Origin of the sequence: Pedobacter sp. UYP1, from assembly GCF_040547305.1 — a bacterium.
In the GTDB taxonomy this organism is placed as follows: Bacteria; Bacteroidota; Bacteroidia; order Sphingobacteriales; family Sphingobacteriaceae; genus Pedobacter.
In genome coordinates this window covers 145,193-163,932 of the sequence record NZ_JBEPPL010000007.1, presented here as the reverse complement: position 1 = coordinate 163,932, position 18,740 = coordinate 145,193, and the positions used below count along the sequence as shown (strand labels likewise).

At 39.2% G+C, this 18,740-nt stretch carries 17 protein-coding genes and 1 tRNA gene; 14 read left to right on the top strand and 4 right to left on the bottom strand.

What is annotated here, in order from left to right:
- The 3 genes from hisC to hisG all read right to left on the bottom strand — a co-directional run bounded on the left by hisC (position 1) and on the right by hisG (position 3,339).
- Positions 1–1,047, bottom strand: a complete 1,047-nt coding sequence (gene hisC, locus ABIB30_RS15690) for a histidinol-phosphate transaminase (RefSeq protein WP_354303587.1) — start codon at positions 1,045–1,047, stop codon at positions 1–3.
- Positions 1,037–2,335, bottom strand: a complete 1,299-nt coding sequence (gene hisD / locus ABIB30_RS15685; RefSeq protein ID WP_354303585.1) for a histidinol dehydrogenase — start codon at positions 2,333–2,335, stop codon at positions 1,037–1,039. The genes hisC and hisD overlap by 11 nt, the downstream gene beginning before the upstream one ends.
- Positions 2,336–2,487: 152 nt before the next feature.
- Entirely contained in the window at positions 2,488–3,339 is an 852-nt protein-coding gene (hisG, locus tag ABIB30_RS15680; protein ID WP_183891054.1) for an ATP phosphoribosyltransferase, read from the bottom strand.
- 278 nt (positions 3,340–3,617) lie between these two features.
- Between hisG and ABIB30_RS15675 the strand changes: the two genes are divergently transcribed.
- From ABIB30_RS15675 to ABIB30_RS15610, 14 genes are all read left to right on the top strand, one after another.
- Positions 3,618–5,195 carry a L,D-transpeptidase family protein gene (locus ABIB30_RS15675; RefSeq protein WP_354303583.1) on the top strand — a complete coding sequence of 526 codons (1,578 nt, stop codon included), beginning with the start codon at positions 3,618–3,620 and terminating at the stop codon, positions 5,193–5,195.
- Positions 5,196–5,381: 186 nt separating this feature from the next.
- Positions 5,382–7,409 (top strand): BatA domain-containing protein, encoded by a 2,028-nt coding sequence (locus tag ABIB30_RS15670; protein ID WP_354303581.1) that lies wholly within the window; start codon positions 5,382–5,384, stop codon positions 7,407–7,409.
- Between the two features lie 6 nt (positions 7,410–7,415).
- Complete coding sequence (locus ABIB30_RS15665; RefSeq protein ID WP_354303579.1) at positions 7,416–8,678, top strand: dihydroorotase; 1,263 nt, start codon at positions 7,416–7,418, stop codon at positions 8,676–8,678.
- A complete protein-coding gene (locus ABIB30_RS15660; protein WP_068395201.1) occupies positions 8,671–9,345 on the top strand; it encodes a hypothetical protein in 675 nt (224 codons plus the stop codon). Before ABIB30_RS15665 ends, ABIB30_RS15660 begins: the two co-directional genes overlap by 8 nt.
- 8 nt (positions 9,346–9,353) lie before the next feature.
- Positions 9,354–9,893 (top strand): DUF4199 domain-containing protein, encoded by a 540-nt coding sequence (locus ABIB30_RS15655; protein ID WP_354303577.1) that lies wholly within the window; start codon positions 9,354–9,356, stop codon positions 9,891–9,893.
- A gap of 123 nt (positions 9,894–10,016) precedes the next feature.
- Positions 10,017–10,970 carry a glycosyltransferase family 2 protein gene (locus tag ABIB30_RS15650; RefSeq protein ID WP_354303575.1) on the top strand — a complete coding sequence of 318 codons (954 nt, stop codon included), beginning with the start codon at positions 10,017–10,019 and terminating at the stop codon, positions 10,968–10,970.
- A 2-nt stretch (positions 10,971–10,972) separates the two neighbouring features.
- Complete coding sequence (locus ABIB30_RS15645) at positions 10,973–11,941, top strand: glycosyltransferase family 2 protein (RefSeq protein ID WP_354303574.1); 969 nt, start codon at positions 10,973–10,975, stop codon at positions 11,939–11,941.
- Complete coding sequence (locus ABIB30_RS15640) at positions 11,938–12,723, top strand: hypothetical protein (RefSeq protein WP_354303572.1); 786 nt, start codon at positions 11,938–11,940, stop codon at positions 12,721–12,723. The genes ABIB30_RS15645 and ABIB30_RS15640 overlap by 4 nt, the downstream gene beginning before the upstream one ends.
- A gap of 9 nt (positions 12,724–12,732) precedes the next feature.
- On the top strand, positions 12,733–14,238 hold the full coding sequence (locus ABIB30_RS15635; RefSeq protein ID WP_354303570.1) for a GH3 auxin-responsive promoter family protein: 1,506 nt from the start codon (positions 12,733–12,735) through the stop codon (positions 14,236–14,238).
- On the top strand, positions 14,235–15,401 hold the full coding sequence (locus tag ABIB30_RS15630) for a 1-deoxy-D-xylulose-5-phosphate reductoisomerase (protein ID WP_354303568.1): 1,167 nt from the start codon (positions 14,235–14,237) through the stop codon (positions 15,399–15,401). The genes ABIB30_RS15635 and ABIB30_RS15630 overlap by 4 nt, the downstream gene beginning before the upstream one ends.
- Before the next feature lie 29 nt (positions 15,402–15,430).
- Entirely contained in the window at positions 15,431–16,762 is a 1,332-nt protein-coding gene (gene rseP / locus ABIB30_RS15625) for an RIP metalloprotease RseP (RefSeq protein WP_354303566.1), read from the top strand.
- Between the two features lie 6 nt (positions 16,763–16,768).
- Positions 16,769–17,293 carry a Fe-S protein assembly co-chaperone HscB gene (hscB, locus tag ABIB30_RS15620; protein ID WP_354303564.1) on the top strand — a complete coding sequence of 175 codons (525 nt, stop codon included), beginning with the start codon at positions 16,769–16,771 and terminating at the stop codon, positions 17,291–17,293.
- A 79-nt stretch (positions 17,294–17,372) separates the two neighbouring features.
- Positions 17,373–17,675, top strand: a complete 303-nt coding sequence (locus ABIB30_RS15615) for a DUF3817 domain-containing protein (RefSeq protein WP_354303563.1) — start codon at positions 17,373–17,375, stop codon at positions 17,673–17,675.
- Positions 17,676–17,752: 77 nt separating this feature from the next.
- A tRNA-Leu gene (locus tag ABIB30_RS15610) sits at positions 17,753–17,832 on the top strand.
- A 291-nt stretch (positions 17,833–18,123) separates the two neighbouring features.
- Here the strand turns inward: ABIB30_RS15610 and ABIB30_RS15605 are convergent.
- Positions 18,124–18,345 (bottom strand): hypothetical protein, encoded by a 222-nt coding sequence (locus ABIB30_RS15605; RefSeq protein ID WP_354303561.1) that lies wholly within the window; start codon positions 18,343–18,345, stop codon positions 18,124–18,126.
- Positions 18,346–18,740 lie beyond the last annotated feature (395 nt).

The following is an 18,740-nucleotide window of genomic DNA, read 5'->3' as shown; positions in this document are numbered from 1 at the left end:
TTAGTTGGTTAACGATTTTAAAGCGGATATTAGTATCTCATTTTCTGCAGGTATACCTACAGTAATTCTTAAACAGCCCTCACAAAGGGTTACTTTTGCCCGGTTACGGACAATAATGCCACGGTCTACCAAAGCATCATAAGTACCATTGGCATCAGCTACCTCGACCAGGATAAAGTTTGCATCAGAAGGATAAACTTTCTGTACCATCGGTAAATCCAGCAATAATTTTGCTAAATGTTCCCTTTCTGTCACTGTCGTTTTAATCCACTCATTCACCTGTCCAATATTCTGCAGCGCAGCTAAAGCCAGGTCTTGCGTAGATTGACTGATATTATAAGGTGCCTTAACTTTATTCAGAATATCAATGATAATGCTGGATGCAAAAGCCATACCTAAGCGTAATCCTGCCAGTCCCCAAGCTTTCGAAAAAGTCTGTAAAACTACCAGGTGCGGGTATTCAGTCAATTCTTGTATGAAAGTACGTTGTTTTGCAAAATTGATATAAGCCTCATCAATCACTACCAGCCCATTAAAATTGGCCAGGATAGTTTCGATATCTGTACGGACAATAGAATTTCCAGTAGGATTATTAGGAGAGCAGATAAAGATCAGCTTTGTATTGGCATCAATTGCCTCTGCTATTCCTTCCAGATCTAACTGGAAATTTGGCAATAAATTCACCTTACGGATTTCTACATCATTGATATTTGCAGAAACCTCATACATTCCGTAAGTAGGCGGAAGAATAATCACATTGTCTTTTCCCGGGTTACAAAATGCCCGGAATAAAAGATCTATAGCCTCATCGCTGCCATTTCCCAGGAATGTATTTTCAATCGGGACACCTTTTATTTTACTCAGCGCATCCTTCAGATCCAATTGTAAAGGATCAGGATAACGGTTGAAATTCTCTGGTAATGGTGAGCCATAACTATTTTCATTGGCATCTAAAAACACACTCGCCTGACCTTTGTACTCGTCTCTTGCTGTAGAGTAGGGGCGAAGGGTTTTGATGTTTTCGCGTTGTAGGTTTTTAATATCCATCTGATGATTTTAAACGAATAGTGATTGCATTTTTGTGTGCTTGAAGCCCTTCTGCGGCCGCAAGGATTTCTACAGTCGGGCCAATGGCCTTTAATCCATCCGGACTGATCTGCTGAAAAGTGATTTTTTTAATAAAAGAATCAATTGAAACACCTGAATAAGCTTTAGCGAAACCACTGGTTGGTAAGGTGTGATTCGTACCTGAAGCATAATCTCCGGCACTTTCAGGAGTCAGGTTCCCCAAAAACACAGAGCCCGCATTGATAATTTGCGGAATCAGTTCCTGAAAGGTATCCGTAGCCAGAATCAAATGTTCTGGCGCATAAGCGTTACTGAAAGCCATCGCTTGTGTTTTATCCGCTACCAGTACCGCATAAGAATTTTCAATAGCCTGAGCAGCGATGTCTTTTCTTGGTAAATCATTGAGCTGTATCTCAATTTGACTCAGCGTTTCAGTAATGAGCGTTTTTGATGTAGAGACCAGTATGGCCTGACTATCAATGCCATGTTCTGCCTGTGCTAAAAGATCGGAAGCGACGAAAGCCGGGTTGGCAGTTTCATCAGCAAAAACCAATACTTCTGAAGGGCCTGCCGGCATGTCAATCGCGGTGATTCCTGAAGCCAGTACCTGCTGTTTTGCCTGGGTCACATAACGGTTTCCAGGGCCAAAGATCTTGTAAACTTTAGGGACGGTAGCTGTACCGAAAGCCATTGCGGCGATCGCTTGTGCACCACCCGCCAGATAGATTCTTTCTATGCCTAAAAGCTGTGCACAGTAAGCCAGGTAACAATTGGTTTTTCCATCTTTTTGCGGAGGGGAACAAACCACAATTTCCTGACAGCCTGCCAGAGTTGCTGGTGTAGCAAGCATTAAAAAAGTGCTGGGTAAAACTGCTGTCCCACCTGGAATATACAAACCCACACGTTCTATTGCTCTGGACTCACGCCAGCAGGATACTCCCGGCATAGTTTCAACCTTAGCTTCTTGATCAAGCTGCGCTGCATGGAACTTTTTGATGTTTGCATAAGCTGTGTCAATGGCAGATTTTGCATCAGCAGGAATAGTGGAGGCGATTTTTCCAATCTCTTCCTTTTCGATGAAAAGCTGCTCCAGGTTTACTTTGTCAAATTGTAAAGCATAGCTTGTTAGTGCTTTATCTCCGTCTGCTTTGACCTGCGCAATGATCTCTTTTACCCTTTCTGCAATACTCGCATCGTCAGCTAGTTGTCTCAAACAGAGTTCTTCAATATTCTGTTCAGATAAATCAGTATACTTATAGAGTTTCATCAGTTAAATATTTTTTTCAATGGTGATGAAGCTTGCATGAGCTTGTGCATTGTTGTTTGGTAGCTGTAAGCTCATGCAGGGTTCAATGTCTTATATTTTGTGTTAACATGATGGTTAACATTAAAAAGATTGATATGAATTAAAAGCGTGGCTTAGGAGATGATCTTTTCAATTGGCATCACCACAATTCCTTCGGCACCAGCAGCTTTCAGACTGTTGATCTTTTCCCAGAAATCCTGTTCTGCGATAACCGAGTGGACTGCTACCCAGTCTTCTTCGAAAAGAGGAACAATCGTAGGGCTTTTAACTCCCGGAAGCAAGCTCACTACTTTTTCAAGATTTGATTTTGCAACATTCAGTACTACATACTTTGTTTCCTTGGCACGTAATACCGAACGGATTCTTTGCAGTAATTCGATGACATCTTCGTTCAGTTCCATGCCTTTACTCGCAATCAGTACAGCTTCAGATTTCATCACTTCACCGAAAGGTTTCAGGCCATTGCTTTTAAGCGTTCCGCCTGTAGAGACGATGTCGCAGATCGCATCACTTAATCCAAGACCAGGACCAATTTCTACCGATCCTGAAATGGTACGGACAACTGCATTTACGTTATTGTCATCCAGATATTTCTGAAGGATTACCGGGTAAGAAGTAGCGATCGCCTTGCCTTCGAGTCCGCTTACGTCAGTGATGTCACTTTCGTTTGGAACAGCAATTTTTAGTGTACATTTTCCGAAGCCTAATTTTTGAAGATAGGTAACATCAGCGTTCACTTCTGTGATTACATTTTCACCAACAATACCCAGGTCTGCAATGCCATCCTGAACATATTCAGGAATGTCATCATCTCTCAGAAATAGAATTTCTAAAGGGAAATTGGTAACAGTTGATATCAGGGAGCTTTTGTAGTTTTCGAATGATAGACCACAATTTTTAAGAATCTCTACGGATTTTTCGTTTAGCCTTCCAGATTTCTGGATAGCAATTTTAAGTGTTTTCAATTGATTGAAATTATTGAATGAAACAGGAAAATAATTCGGAAACAAGTTTTGAAGTACAAAACATTACATATCTATCGCCATAACTGGCGATGGTACAAATGTGAGTGATGGTTCAAAATATTGTTCATAATATATGTCTCTATTCAATAATGCGTTGCACACTGAGTAGCACAAATATATAGATAGAATTGACAAATCAAAAATATATGGCATTTTATTTGATCGAGATGGGTATACAGCAGAATAACAAAGCTGAATTTAATTAAAGAACGCTCATTTTGAAAAAAGCATTAACCCTTATTTTACCCCTTTGCCTCTTTTTATCGTCCTGCAACTGGTTTAAGACCACACCGGAGATCGGTGTTATCTTATCAGAACATTTCAAGAATAAACTTTATAAAGATTTTGATACTGCGGCTTATCATGTAGTTTTTAACCGTCACTTTGATTCTTTACAGTCTAAATTAAGTAATCCTAAAGTAATTAGTAATTTTTATGCAAATGATGAGCGTAAAAATTTGCTGGTTACCCGTTTTTATGGGAATGGGGAATTAGATACCCTTAAAAGTTATCTCGAAAATAGTAGAGTACATGGATTTAATCCCGAAATATTCAGACATAAAGATCTGGATCGGGCTTTAGCTGAATTAACCGCTAATAAATTCAAAACTATCAATGAAGTATACCCAGTACTAGCTGATCTGGAACTTTATGCCGCTTCTTCTTTACTGAAGTATGATACTTTTATTGGTTATGGAAGTGTCAATCCAAAAAAAGTATTAAACAGATATTATGTGACGACCAGCAGACCAGACAGCGCAGCGATGAACAAAGTTCTGGAGACGAAAAGTCTGGTTAAGTTATTAAAAGATATTCAGCCTGCTGGTGAAAACTATAAAGTATTGCAGGCAGCACTGGCTAACCTTGAAAAAGATCCATCCCGCAATGCAGTAGCCATTAAAGCTATTGAGGTGAATATGGAAAGATCCAGATGGAAAATACCAGGCTTAAGCTCGGAATATGTGGAAGTTAATATTCCTGATTTCTCACTAACCTGGTTCAAAGAGCAGGATACAGTAACGCATATGAAGGTTTGTGTGGGAGCAAGAAGGGAAAAAGCTTTTGAAGAAAAGCAGAAAATCTATTCAAAGACGCATTCGCTGGATGATAAACCTAAAAATCACCAGACCCCAATCCTGTTGAGTAAATTCAGTGCAATTGAGGTAAACCCTGTCTGGAACATCCCGGTTAGCATCGCCAAGAATGAAATTTATAACCAGGCCAGAAGAGATCCTTATTATTTATCAAATAATAACATGAGGGTTTATTATAAAGGGAAACTCGTTAACGATACAGATACGATTCAATGGGAGAAATATTCCAGAGAAAATCTGCCTTTCCAGTTCAAACAAGGTTCAGGTTCAGGAAATGCATTAGGCAAGTTCAAATTTATGTTTGATAACGGAGCCAGCATCTATTTGCATGATACCAATAATAAATCAGCATTTAATTCAGCCAGCCGCGCAATCAGCCATGGTTGTGTACGCGTAGAGAGACCTTTGGAGTTTGCACAGAAAATGGTACACAACGGCGCTGAATATGATCAATTAAGGATGGAAGTCAACCTGCCACCTGTAGATACTACTAAAATGGGCATTTACAGAAAAAAACTGGCGAAAAAGGCAGATACCTTAAATGTATTTCAATTGAAACCGAAATGGTTTGGAACCAGAAAAAATATATCTGTATTTATCAATTATAAAACTGCGTGGGCCGAAAACGGAAGAATAGAATATCGAAATGATGTTTATGGCCTGGATGATGCATTGTATGCCGCAATGAAAAAATACCTGTAAAAATTTATTAGTGAATACTTTACGGCCTGCTTTTATAGCGGGCCGTATCACTGTATAGTTGACTAGTGTATGAGAGTTCTGCTTTACGAAAAAGGAGCTTTGTTTTTTGCAGGCTGAAATTCTATTCTTTTGAATTTTCTGTTTTTTACCGAATGATTGTAATTAAATTTATACCTTTGGTTTTTAATGAATTTCCTCTACCCAGGTTTTCTTTTTTCACTGCTGGCGGTAGCTATACCTATCCTTATTCATTTATTCAATTTTCGGAAATTTAAGAAGGTATATTTTAGCAATGTGTCTTTCTTAAAGGCTGTTACCATACAACATTCTTCCCGCGAAAAACTCCGTAACTTATTAATTCTGGCTTGCCGGATACTTGCCGTCATTTTTCTGGTGCTTGCCTTTGCACGTCCATACTGGTCATCAGGAACAGCAGGCTCTCCAGAAAATGGAAATCTCGTGAATATCTATATTGATAATTCTTATAGTATGGAAGCCGTCAATAAAGAGGGTTCTTTATTAGATGAAGCAAAACGTAAAGCAAAGACACTTGCTAAACAATTCCAGCTGAATGATAAATTCCAATTAACGACTAATGATTTTGAAGGCAGGCACCAGCGTCAGGTCAATGCAGAGGAACTGGCAAACTTGATTGATGAAGTTAAAGTTTCTCCTGTAGTGCGCAGTTTACAACAGGTCATTAACAGACAAAATTCAACTGCTGCAGGAAAAAGAAATCAGTACAATTATGTGATCTCCGATTTTCAGCAGCAGTTTGCAGGGAAATCAGCTATTCATACTGAAAAAAATAATTCGCTCAACCTGATCAGGTTAAATGCAAATACCATTCCTAATGTTGCTGTAGATAGTATCTGGTCTTTATCTCCGGCACATAAACCTGGTGACCGGGAGAAATTTGTAGTGCAGCTACGCAATTATTCTGCTGATGCCAGTACTGGAATTCCCTTGAAACTGACGGTTAACAATCAGCAAAAAGCATTAGCAACTTTAAACATTCCTGCAGGAAAAGCAGTACGTGATACTTTAAGCTTTAGTGGTTTATCTGCCGGATGGCAAAAAGGAGTGGTCAGCATTAAAGATTTCCCTGTCACTTTTGATGATAACCTGGCTTTCACTTTTAAAGTCAGTACTGAATTGAAGGTCTTACAACTAAGCGGAGAGAATTCCGGAAAATATATAAATGCACTTTTTGGAGCAGATCCTTATTTTAAGCTGAATACTATGCTTGAATCAACTATAGTTTATGCTGGTTTTCATCAATATAACCTGATCGTACTCGCTGGTTTAAAAGCACCGTCAAGTGGCCTGGCTCAAGAACTTAAAACTTATATGAAGAATGGGGGAACAGTTGTTATTTTTCCTGATATGGAAGCCGGAGCGGCTGTTTATTCTTCTTTTTTACAAGCTCTAGCTGTTCCGCAGACCGTTTCTTTAAGCAAGGATACGGTTACTGTGAATACAATTGCACTCAAAAACAAGGTATTTAATGATGTGTTTGAAGAGATACCTGCCAAATTAGACCTGCCCAAAGTAAACCAGCATTTTATTTATACAGGGAATAATAGCAGCGGGAGGGAAGATTTAATGGGGCTACCACTAAATCAGCCATTTTTCAGTAAATACCGGTCAGGATCAGGGCAATTGTATTTGTGTGCTACCTCTTTGGATATCAAGGATAGTAATTTGCCTCAGCATCCGGTATTTGTTCCTTTACTTTACAAAATTGCTTTGACCAGTGTCCAGGAGCAGCCTTTGTATTATACGGTCGGAAAAAGTAATTACCTGAGCTCGGCACCTATTACCCTTAACCCCAATCAATCACTGCGTTTAGTTTCTGGAAAACAGGAGGTTATACCGGAAATCAGGCAGGTGCCTGGTCAGACTTTATTGTATGTTGCCGACCAGATTAAAATGCCCGGAGTTTACGAATTGTATAAAGCTGATGCATTAATCAGCACTTATGCATTTAACCAAAGCCGTGCAGAATCAGATCTGCATTATGCTGATGATAAAGCGCTTCAGGCAATTTTTGGAGCTGAAAAAGTAAACTTAACGAAACCAGGGGATGATTTATCATTTAAAGCTGTGGAAAATAACCACACAGAGTTATGGAAACTTTGCCTAGTTTTGTGTGCTGTTTTTTTAGCCGTTGAAGCCCTATTGATTCGATTTTTTAACAAATTAAAAATATAAAAAGACATGAACCTTCTCCTCACAGGCGTAACCGTTACCGATCCGAATAGCAAGCACAATCAGAAAATCTGTGATGTTCGTGTGGTACAGGGAAAAATCGCAGAGATAGAGCGTACTTTAAAGCCATTGGAAAATGAGCAGGTGATTAATGGTCAGGGTGCTTTTCTGGCGCCAGGATTTTTTGACCTGAACTGTTCTATTGGAGATCCTGGTTTTGAAACTAAAGAAGATATTAAAACAGCAACCGCTGCGGCACAGGCAGGAGGATTTACTGGTCTTGCCGTTTTACCGCATACCAAACCTGTGGTGCACTCGAAAGGAGAAGTTGAATATATTATCAATAAAGCTAAAAATAACCTGGTCGATGTTTATCCGCTGGGGGCAATCAGTCATGATTTGGAAGGAAAAGAGCTGGCTGAGCTTTTTGATATGAAAAATGCAGGTGCAATCGCTTTTACGGATGGAAATAAACCAATCACAGACGATGGGTTTATGAGCCGTGCACTGCAATACTGTAAAGGGATTGATGGTTTACTGATTGTATATCCTGAAAATAAAGCAATCGCAGGTAAATCGCAGGTGAATGAAAGCAAGACCAGTGTATTACTTGGAATGAAAGGCATGCCTGCACTCGCAGAAGAAATGCATATTTCAAGAGATATTTTCCTGGCTACTTACCACCAGGCACCGGTACACATTACCAGTATTTCTACTGCGGGTTCCGTTGCACTGATTAAAAAAGCAAAGAAAGATGGTTTGCAGATTTCCTGTGACGTTGCTGCACATCATTTAGTCTTCACAGAGGAACTTCTGAACGATTTCGATAGCAATTATAAGATTAAACCACCATTGCGTGGCAGAGCAGATATTAAAGCCTTAATGGCCGGGCTGAAGGACGGAACTATTGATGCGATTTCTTCACAGCACCGCCCGCATGAGCCTGAGTTTAAGGATGTGGAATTTGAAATTGCAGCTTATGGAATCATAGCCTTACAGACAGTATTGCCTTTATTGGTGAGAGCGGGTCTGGATGCTGCTCAGATTGTAGAGAAGCTTTCTATTAATCCACGTAAATTACTTAAACTTCCTGTTCCTGTAATCGCGGCTGGTGAAAATGCGAATTTCGTAGTATTCAACCCGGCAGAAAAATGGGAATACAATAGCACCACTAACTTTTCGAAGTCGAGAAATACACCTTTATTGGATCGTACAATGACCGGAAAAGTTCAACTCGTTTATAACAACAATCAATTTCAAGTATATGGATAGTAAAGTACAGAGTGCTCTTGTAGCCTCATTAGATAAATTTGCAGCACTTTCAGGTAATGATTCTTTGACATTACAACAGGATTTACTGGATGTTTTCAATAAGGACCTGGGCTTTTTAGAGAAGGTAGAAGAATTTGATGGCGTATTTGATGAATACCCTGCTTTTGATGAGCTAAGAGAAGTTTATTTTGATTTATTAATGATCAACTTCTTTGCAAGCGATATTAAGAAGCTGGAAGAAGATTATCTGGACACCGATGAGTGGGCAGATATCGAAGAAGATACCATTGACCGTGGAACTGAGTTGTTAAACTTATTGCTATATATCAATGAGTGTCATGATGAGCAGATTAAACCTGAACTGGGAGATTTCTTAAGAGAATTCCTATTGGTAGAGGAAGATGAATTCCAGGATGAGTTCCATATTTATGAAGATCTGATCAGCAATCAGCAATTGGCAGAAAGCAGTATTGAGGATATCATCAGTCATAAAGGAATGATTGAGCTTGGAGAAGAAATGGAAGAACTATTTGTTCCTTTTATGAGTTTCTTCAATCAGCCAAAAGCAAATGAGCAGGCATTTAAAGATTTAGAGCAATTCAGTGCAAATAAGGAATTTGATACTGCTGTATATACTTTAATTGCTGTTTTTAACGAAAAAAACTAAGCTGTTTTATGGAACAACAATTAAGAGAAATAGAGATTAAACCGAATAAAATTGCTTTTCAGGCTGCTATTGCCTTCTCGCTGTATACATTGGCGCTGGTATTTATATTCAAATTATTGAATATTGACACACAGGATGAGCACATCAGCGTGCCTACGCGGATTATTAGTATGGTCTGCAGTTATGTTCCTTTTATACTGGCAATTTTGTATGCGCAGACTAAATACAGAACTGAGCTTGGCGGTTATATGAGTTTCGGCAAGGCATTTTCTGCCGGCTTTAAAGTTGCAGCTTATTCGGGTTTATTTATAGCTCTGTTGTTTGTCTTATATTATAAAGTATTGGATACTTCGGCTTTAGACCACTCTGTTGAGATGGCACTTGAAAAAGCTGGTGACGATCCTAAAGCAGTTAAGGGAGTAGAAATGATGAAACCTTATCTGGCTATATTTATAGGCTTTGGAGCTGCAATTACTTATACTCTTTTTGGACTGATATTAAGTCTTATTGGTGCTGCGGTATTGAAAAAAGAGAATCCTGCTGTTTAGTAGATTGTAACCGCAATTTCTTGGGTGATCATAGCCTGAAACAGAAGATAAATAGCAAACGTGCAGGTTTTATCATTTTAATTGATAAAATTTGCACGTTATTTTTACTTGAATTTATACTGCATGGACATTTCTGTTGTCATTCCCCTGTTTAACGAAGACGAATCATTGCCCGAACTGACTGCCTGGATTGCCAGGGTAATGGCTGACAATAATTTTTCTTACGAAATCCTTTTTGTTGATGATGGCAGTACTGATACCTCATGGCAAGTAATTGAGGAATTGAAAAAGACTTATCCGGCTGTCAAAGCGATTAAGTTCAGACGTAACTATGGGAAATCTGCCGCACTGAATGTAGCTTTTGAAGCTTCGCAGGGCGATGTGATTATTACCATGGACGCGGATTTACAGGATAGTCCTGACGAAATTCCAGAACTATACCGCAGACTAAAGGAAGAGAAATTCGATATCATCTCCGGATGGAAAAAGAAACGCTACGACCCGATTACCAAAACTATTCCTACTAAATTATTCAATGCTGCAACCCGTAAAATGTCGGGCATACAGCTGAACGATTTCAACTGTGGCTTAAAAGCATACCGTTCTGATGTAGTGAAAACGATAGAGGTTTATGGTGAAATGCACCGTTATATCCCCGTCATTGCTAAATGGGCAGGATTTAAAAATATAGGAGAGCAGGTTGTAGAACACCGTGCACGCAAATACGGGGTAACCAAATTTGGTTTCAGCCGTTTTATCAATGGTTTCCTGGACTTACTGTCGATCTTTTTTGTTGGGAAATTTGGTAAAAGACCCATGCATTTTTTTGGTTCGCTTGGCGTATTGAGCTTTATGGTCGGTACGATTATGGCCTTATGGATTATCGGTGAGAAATTATATCATATCTCGATGAACCTGCCTATCAAAAGAGAAGTTACTGAGCAGCCTGGATTTTATATTGCATTAGTAGCCATTATTGTAGGTTCACAACTCTTTCTTACTGGATTTGTAGCTGAACTGGTTACCCGTAATGCACCTGAACGCAACGACTATCTGATAGAAAAAGAAATACTTTAAGCATGTTTTTTTCAATCATTATCCCTTTATATAACCGGCCGCAGGAGATAGACGAACTTCTGGCCACACTTTGTCTGCAAACATACACGCAATTTGAAGTTGTGGTGATTGAAGATGGTTCTTCGCTCACTGCAAAGGAAATTGTAAACAGGTATGCGGATAAACTGGATATTAAATATTTCTTCAAGCCAAATGGCGGACAAGGCTTTGCCCGTAATTATGGCTTTGAAAGAGCAAAAGGCGATTATTTTGTCATCTTTGACTCTGATTGTCTTATCCCGCATGATTACCTGGAAACAGTAAAGGATTATTTATCTGACCATCATCTGGATGCTTATGGAGGCCCGGATGCGGCACATGATAGCTTTACCCCGGTTCAAAAAGCAATCAGTTATGGAATGACTTCGGTTTTTACCACTGGCGGAATCCGTGGAAACGAAAAACATGTAGGACAATTTCATCCCAGAAGCTTTAATATGGGAGTTTCCAGAGCAGTATGGGAAAAAGTTGGCGGATTTAAACTAACCAGGCTGGGAGAAGATATTGAATATAGTATCCGTATCCATCAGCATGGTTTTAAGATTGGTTTGATTCCCGGAGCGAAAGTTTTTCATAAAAGAAGAACGAGTATGTTCCAGTTTTATAAGCAGATTCATTTTTTTGGCCGTGCCAGGATCAATATCTATAAACATTTTCCTTCCGAGCTGAAATTGGTACATTTTTTTCCGGCAGTATTCACTTTAGGGGTCATTGCGCTGTTAATATTGAATTTTTTTTATCCGCCTCTGGCTTATTTGGGGAATATATTTCTTCTGGTATACTTTATGCTGATATTTTTTCATTCCCTGGTGCTAAATAAATCGTTGAAAGTTGCATTTTTGAGTATTATTTCCTCATTCATACAATTGACAGCTTACGGATTAGGATTTATACAAGATTTTTTCAAAAGAATAGTACTTAAAAAACAATGATAAACTTTTTAAAGGAGAGCACATTTATAGTGAATGTAGTGATCCGCAAAGCCTGGGAAGTAACCAAAAGGAATTATTTTTCCATTGCTACTTTATGCTTTCTGATGTTCATCACATCTAATGCATCAAGTTTAATGGCATTTTTCCTGAAAGACGTGAATAAAGGGTTAAGTATACTAATGGCGTTCTTTTTCGCCTTATTGTATTTTACCATTAATCTTTCGCTGCTGAAATATATTTTTCATCTGCTTGATAACGAGGAGCATGATGTTAGTATTGTCAGCACACTGCCCACCCGTCAGCAAATCATCCGCTTTATTGTTGGGATGCTTTATTTTATGCTGGTCATTATCGGCGTTTATGCTATAGTGATTTTCGTCGCGTTTCCTTTCATTTATACTGGAATAAAAATGAATGTAATTACGAATATCGCTGTGTCAGTTGGTATTGTAGCTATATTTATCACCTGGGTAAGAATTTCCTTTTTCCCATTCTTTATTATCGATAAAAACCAACCTCCTTTTGGTTCATTAAAATTCAGTTTAGCGATCACTAAAGGGAATTTTACAAAAATATTAATGTTATTGCTGGTACTCGGTGGATTTCATGTCTTGTATTTATTCCTGAATTACCTGCAGTGGCCCGTAATTGCATTTTTCGTTAATATATTGAGTTCATTTATTATTGTTCCTTTATCAAGTGTAGCCTTAACGATCGCTTATAGAATGATGATGGGTGCTTATAAAGGGGACGAAAATGATATTATTCACAACATAGTTTAAAACCAGTTTATGGGAATAAAAGCGGCATTAAGTAAACCGTTTGCAGCCTTTATTGTAAAAGGGGTAACCCGATGGAAAAAAGATGCGGTAGCTGCACAAAAGGAAACTTTCAGGCAGCTGATCGATGCTGCTCAGGATACTGCTTTCGGCAAAGACCATCAATTCTCTTCCATTAAGAACTACGAAGATTTTAAAAAACAAGTTCCAGTCAGGGATTACGAAGAACTGCGGCCTTATATTGACCGGGTAGTTGCCGGGGAGAAAGATGTAATGTGGAAAGGTAAACCTGCTTACTTTGCAAAAACATCCGGTACAACTTCAGGTGCAAAATATATTCCGATTTCTAAAGAATCAATGCCCGAGCATTTGAAAGCAGCACGTAATGCGTTGCTAACTTATATTCATGAAACAGGCAATGCTGATTTTGTAAATGGAAAAATGATTTTTTTACAGGGCAGCCCTGTCATGACCGAGAAGAATGGTATCAAAGTAGGCCGTTTATCAGGTATTGTAGCGAATCTTGTACCTGCTTACTTGCAAAAAAACAGATTACCCTCTTATCAAACCAATTGTATTGAAGATTGGGAAGAAAAAGTTGACGCAATAGTCAAAGAAACATATCATCAGGATATGACTTTGATTTCGGGGATACCACCCTGGGTGCAGATGTATTTTGACCGTTTGGTAGAGAAATCTAATGGTAAACAGATCAAGGATATCTTTAAAAACTTCCAGTTGTTTGTTTACGGTGGGGTAAATTACGAACCTTACCGTGCGAAAATTGAGACTAGTATTGGCAGAAAAATTGATTCAATAGAAACTTATCCTGCTTCAGAAGGATTTATAGCTTATCAGGATAGTCAGCTGGATAAAAGTTTATTGCTACTGGCTAAAGCCGGGATGTTTTATGAATTTATTCCTGCGGATGAATACTATAATGATAACCCTGCCCGTTTGAGTCTGGAAGAAGTAGAACTGGATAAAAACTATGCTTTGATATTGAATACCAATGCGGGACTTTGGGGTTACAGCATTGGCGACACTGTTAAATTTGTCTCTAAAAACCCCTATAAAATTCTTGTAACCGGCAGGATTAAACATTTTATCTCGGCTTTCGGTGAACATGTAATCGGGGAAGAGGTAGAACAAGCATTATTGAGTGTGGCGAATGAACAGGGCGTTGGAATTACAGAATTTACTGTGGCACCTCAGGTGAATCCTGGCGATGGAGAACTGCCTTACCACGAATGGTTTATTGAGTTTTCCAAAGCTCCTGAAGACCTGATTGCTTTTAGTAAAAAAGTAGATAAGGCTTTACAAGAAAAAAATATTTACTACTTTGACCTTATTGAAGGCAAAATTTTGCAGCCGCTGGTTATTCGGACCTTACAAAAAGACGCATTTGTAACTTATATGCGTTCACAAGGTAAGCTGGGGGGGCAGAATAAAGTTCCCCGTCTGTCTAATGATAGAAAGATTGCAGATAGCCTGATTAATTTGATAAACACGATTTGAAAAATATAGCTATACTGGGGTCCACTGGATCTGTAGGCACCCAAGCCCTTGACGTGATTCGTGCGAATCCTGAATTATACCGGGTTTGTGCATTGACGGCAAACGCGAATGCTGCCTTACTGATTCAGCAGGCAATGGAATTTAAACCTCAATTGGTTGTGATCGGTGATGAAAGCCAATATGCAGAGGTGAAAAATGCACTTTCTGGTCAGGGAATGAATATTCTTTGCGGGGAAGATGCTTTGTGCGAAGCGGCTTCTTTAACAGCTGCCGACTTTGTACTGACTGCAATTATGGGCTCTGTTGGCTTAAGACCAACTATTGCAGCCATTAAAGCGAAGAAAAAGATTGGCCTGGCTAATAAGGAAACTTTAGTGGTGGCAGGAGAGCTGATTACACAACTGGCAGATGAAAATGGAGTAACAATTATCCCGGTAGATTCTGAGCATTCTGCAATTTTTCAATGCCTGGTAGGGGAGGAACTGAGTTCGATAGAAAAAATATACATCACAGCTTCTGGTGGACCATTCAGAGGAAAAGACCGGGATTTTGTAGCTAAAGTTAAGAAAGAACAAGCTTTAAAACATCCAAACTGGGTGATGGGCGCAAAGATCACTATTGACTCTGCTTCGTTAATGAACAAGGGCCTTGAAGTGATTGAAGCCAAGTGGTTGTTCGATCTGGACATCAGTCAGATAGATGTTATTGTGCATCCGCAATCTGTAGTGCATTCTATCGTGCAGTTTAACGATGGATCAATGAAGGCTCAGATGGGGGTTCCGGACATGAAATTGCCAATTCACTATGCGATGGCTTATCCGAAGAGAATACAAAGCCAATTTCCCCGTTTTAATTTCATGGATTATCCTGAGTTGACTTTCTATAAGCCTGATATGGATACTTTCCGTAACCTTCAGCTTGCTTATACGGCCCTGGAAAAAGGTGGTAATATGCCTTGTATCATCAATGCGGCTAATGAAGTGGTTGTTGAAGCCTTCTTAAATGACCGCATTGGATTCCTCGAAATGAGCGATGTCATTGAGCAATGTATGTCTGATCTGACCTTTATTCAAGCACCCAGCCTGAATAATTATTTAGAAACTGACCAGCATACGCGTATATTTGCCCGTCAGTTAGTAACAAAAAAACATTTAGCGATCTAATATTCAAAAGTAAAAACACTATATAAAATATGAACGGATTAATTATGGTTGCCCAATTGTTATTGGGATTATCAATATTAGTAATCTTGCACGAACTAGGACATTTTCTTGCGGCACGTGCCTTTGGTATTAAAGTTGAGAAATTCTATCTGTTTTTTGATGCATGGGGTGTAAAATTATTCAGTATCAAACGTGGTGATGTAGAATATGGTATTGGCTGGCTGCCATTGGGTGGTTATGTTAAAATTGCCGGAATGATTGACGAGTCTATGGATAAAGAGGCGATGGCTTTGCCACCTCAGCCCTGGGAATTCAGATCTAAACCAGCATGGCAGCGTTTAATCGTGATGCTTGCAGGTATTTTTGTGAACATTGTTGTAGGTATCTTTATTTTCTGGATGCTTACTTTTAAATTCGGTGAGACTTTTATTCCAAACAGTTCTGTTAAAAATGGAATTAATCCTGGAAGTATTGGACGAGAGATCGGTTTGAAACAGGGTGACCATGTTATCGCAGTAAATGGTAAAAAAGTTATCCGTTTTGATGAATTAACCAGCTCAAAAGTATTATTGGATAATACGAATCTTACGATTGTGCGTGAGGGTAAAACTTTAGATATCAAAGTTCCTGATAATCTTTTAAATAAGGTTGCAGATCTTGGTCTGGAAGAGTTTATCAGCCGTACGCCATTGCTAAGTACTGTAGTAGATACAGTGGTTGCTGGTCGTTCTGCATTTAAAGTAGGGATGAAAAAAGGTGACCGTATTGTTGCCGTTAACGGAGTCCCTGTGAAATTCGATGCTGATATCCGCAGAGAGTTGAAAAAAGAAAAAAACAAGAAATTGATTGTTGAAGCTTACCGCGGAAATGAAAAACTTAATTTTGAGGTCAGTACTGACAGTGTTGGTACCATTGGAATGGGCTTCAATCCGAACGAAATCAAATTGGAAACAGTTAACTATGGTTTCTTTGAAGCTTTACCAATTGGTGCAAACCAGGCCTGGATTACTTTCACTGATAATGGTAAAGGGATCTGGAAAGTATTAACGGGTAAAATAAAGGCAAATAAAGCCTTTGCTGGCCCTGTTGCCTTGGCACAGAAGGTTTATGGTGGTGTTTGGATCTGGTCACATTTCTGGGCTTCTACAGCATTAATTTCTATCGCTCTTGCATTCATGAACTTATTGCCGATACCAGCACTTGATGGTGGGCATGTGGTATTCCTGATTGTGGAGATGATTAAAGGCAAACCTGTAAGTGATAAGTTTTTAGAAGGTGCCCAGATGGTAGGTTTCGTAATCTTGTTGAGTTTGATGGTCTTTGTGCTCGGAAACGATATTTTCAAAGCCTTTATTCAGTAGCGCTATATGGACTATTTTGAGTTTTATAAGCTGCCTGTATCTTTTAATCCGGATGCTCAGCTGGTGAAACAGCAGTTTTATGCATTGAGTAAAAAGTACCATCCTGATTTCTATATCAATGAGTCTGCCGAAAAGCAAGAGGAGGTTTTAGAGTTCTCAACGTTGAATAATAAGGCTTATCAGGTATTGAATGATCCGCAGAAGCGTCTTCATTATATTCTTGAATTAAAGGGGATGCTGGCAGAAGGGGAGAATTATTCTCTTCCTCAGGATTTTCTGATGGAAATGATGGATGTGAATGAAGCTTTGATGGATTTGCAGTTTGAACCTGATGCGGTAAAGCTGGAAGAAATCAAAAAAGAGATTGATACTATTGCTGGAGGAATGCAGCAGGAGCTGGACAGACTGATAGCTGTATTTGATACGCAGAATAAGGACGCTGAAGCGGCTTCTTTAGCTGCGATTAAGGATTTATACTACAGAAAGAAATACTTGAACAGGATCAACGATAGCTTGCTTAAGCTGGGATAGGTGTCCCGCCAATGTAAAAAATAAAGATAACCGGGCATTGCTGTCCCGGTTTTTCTATTTTTGGACAAATCATGAATTTATGAGCACTTTATCCCTTTTTAGAAAAGTAGCAGTTGCTGAAGGTATTTCCTATATCGCACTGATTTTTATCGCAATGCCGTTGAAGTACTTTGCGGACATGCCACTGGCTGTAAAGTATACTGGATGGGCGCATGGTGTATTGTTCATGTTTTATGTAGTGATGGTGATCATGTGCTGGATGGAGTATAAATGGAAAATTGGAAAGACGATTTTAGTGTTTTTAGCTTCATTATTGCCTTTTGCACCTTTTTATGTAGATAAAAAGTTAAAGGAAGAGCCTGTGGGTCAGGTTAAAGCGTAAAAGAAGGGATTATTTTGAAAATAAGTCTTGGATATATTGGCTTGAATATATAGATTTGCATCCCGCTTAATAGCAATGCCCAGTTGGCGGAATTGGTAGACGCGCTGGTCTCAAACACCTGTGGGAAACCGTGCCGGTTCGACTCCGGCACTGGGTACGACTCAAAAGCCTTCGATTTTCATCGAAGGCTTTTTTGGTTATTATTAATTTTCTAATGTCCGTTTACAGAACGGAAATAAATCTTTTGTTCAATTCCCAGCGGTGTAGACCAGGTATACAAAACTTAAAAGGGATCAAGTCATCAACTTGTGGATCAGGGATTAAATTTCAAGTTTTGGGTTTGATATTTTCTGAGTTCAAAGCAGCTGGTTACGCTTCTTTACTCAGCTAATTACTTCCTGATTTTATAGTTCAATTTATCCTTATTAAACGCTCCTGATTACTTTGATCAGAGATCGGTCAACGCTTCAGCGGAATTCTCAGGGGAGGAAAGATCCTGATTTTCCAGGCTTGCTACTTTGACGAAAGGTCTCTGATGCCTTTCGGTTTCCATTGATTGTTTCATTGTGCCCCTTACAGAACTTTTGAAACAACCTGTACTCCAAACTGCTGCTTTAAAAATGAAATCGCCCAGGATTCCCTTTGAAAATTTACCCGTTAAACTTCCCATAATAAATAAATGCCTTTCCACCAATGTAGGCTATTAGCGTTAAAGATTATCCTGATGCGTAAAAAATGTCCGTAATTGTCCGCAGCTGTCTGCAATTGTCCGCAGTTGTCCGTGGGTTAGTCAAAGGGAAAATTATAATTTCATTAATCTTCATCCGGTTATGATCTGGTTGTGCCTGAGTGGTGGTCGGGGTGACAGCAGGTTGTAAACAGCCTTTAAGCATAGCAACTCTAAGTCATTTCAACTAGTTGTTTTGACTTGGACTTGCCATGCTCTCGCGTTACTTTAGCACTGCTCTTACCCTAACGAGTACTCGGACAGTACTCAGGCAGTACCCGGACAGTATCCGGCCGACATAGATTTATTATTTAGCTATTTAGAATTTATTTACGAAC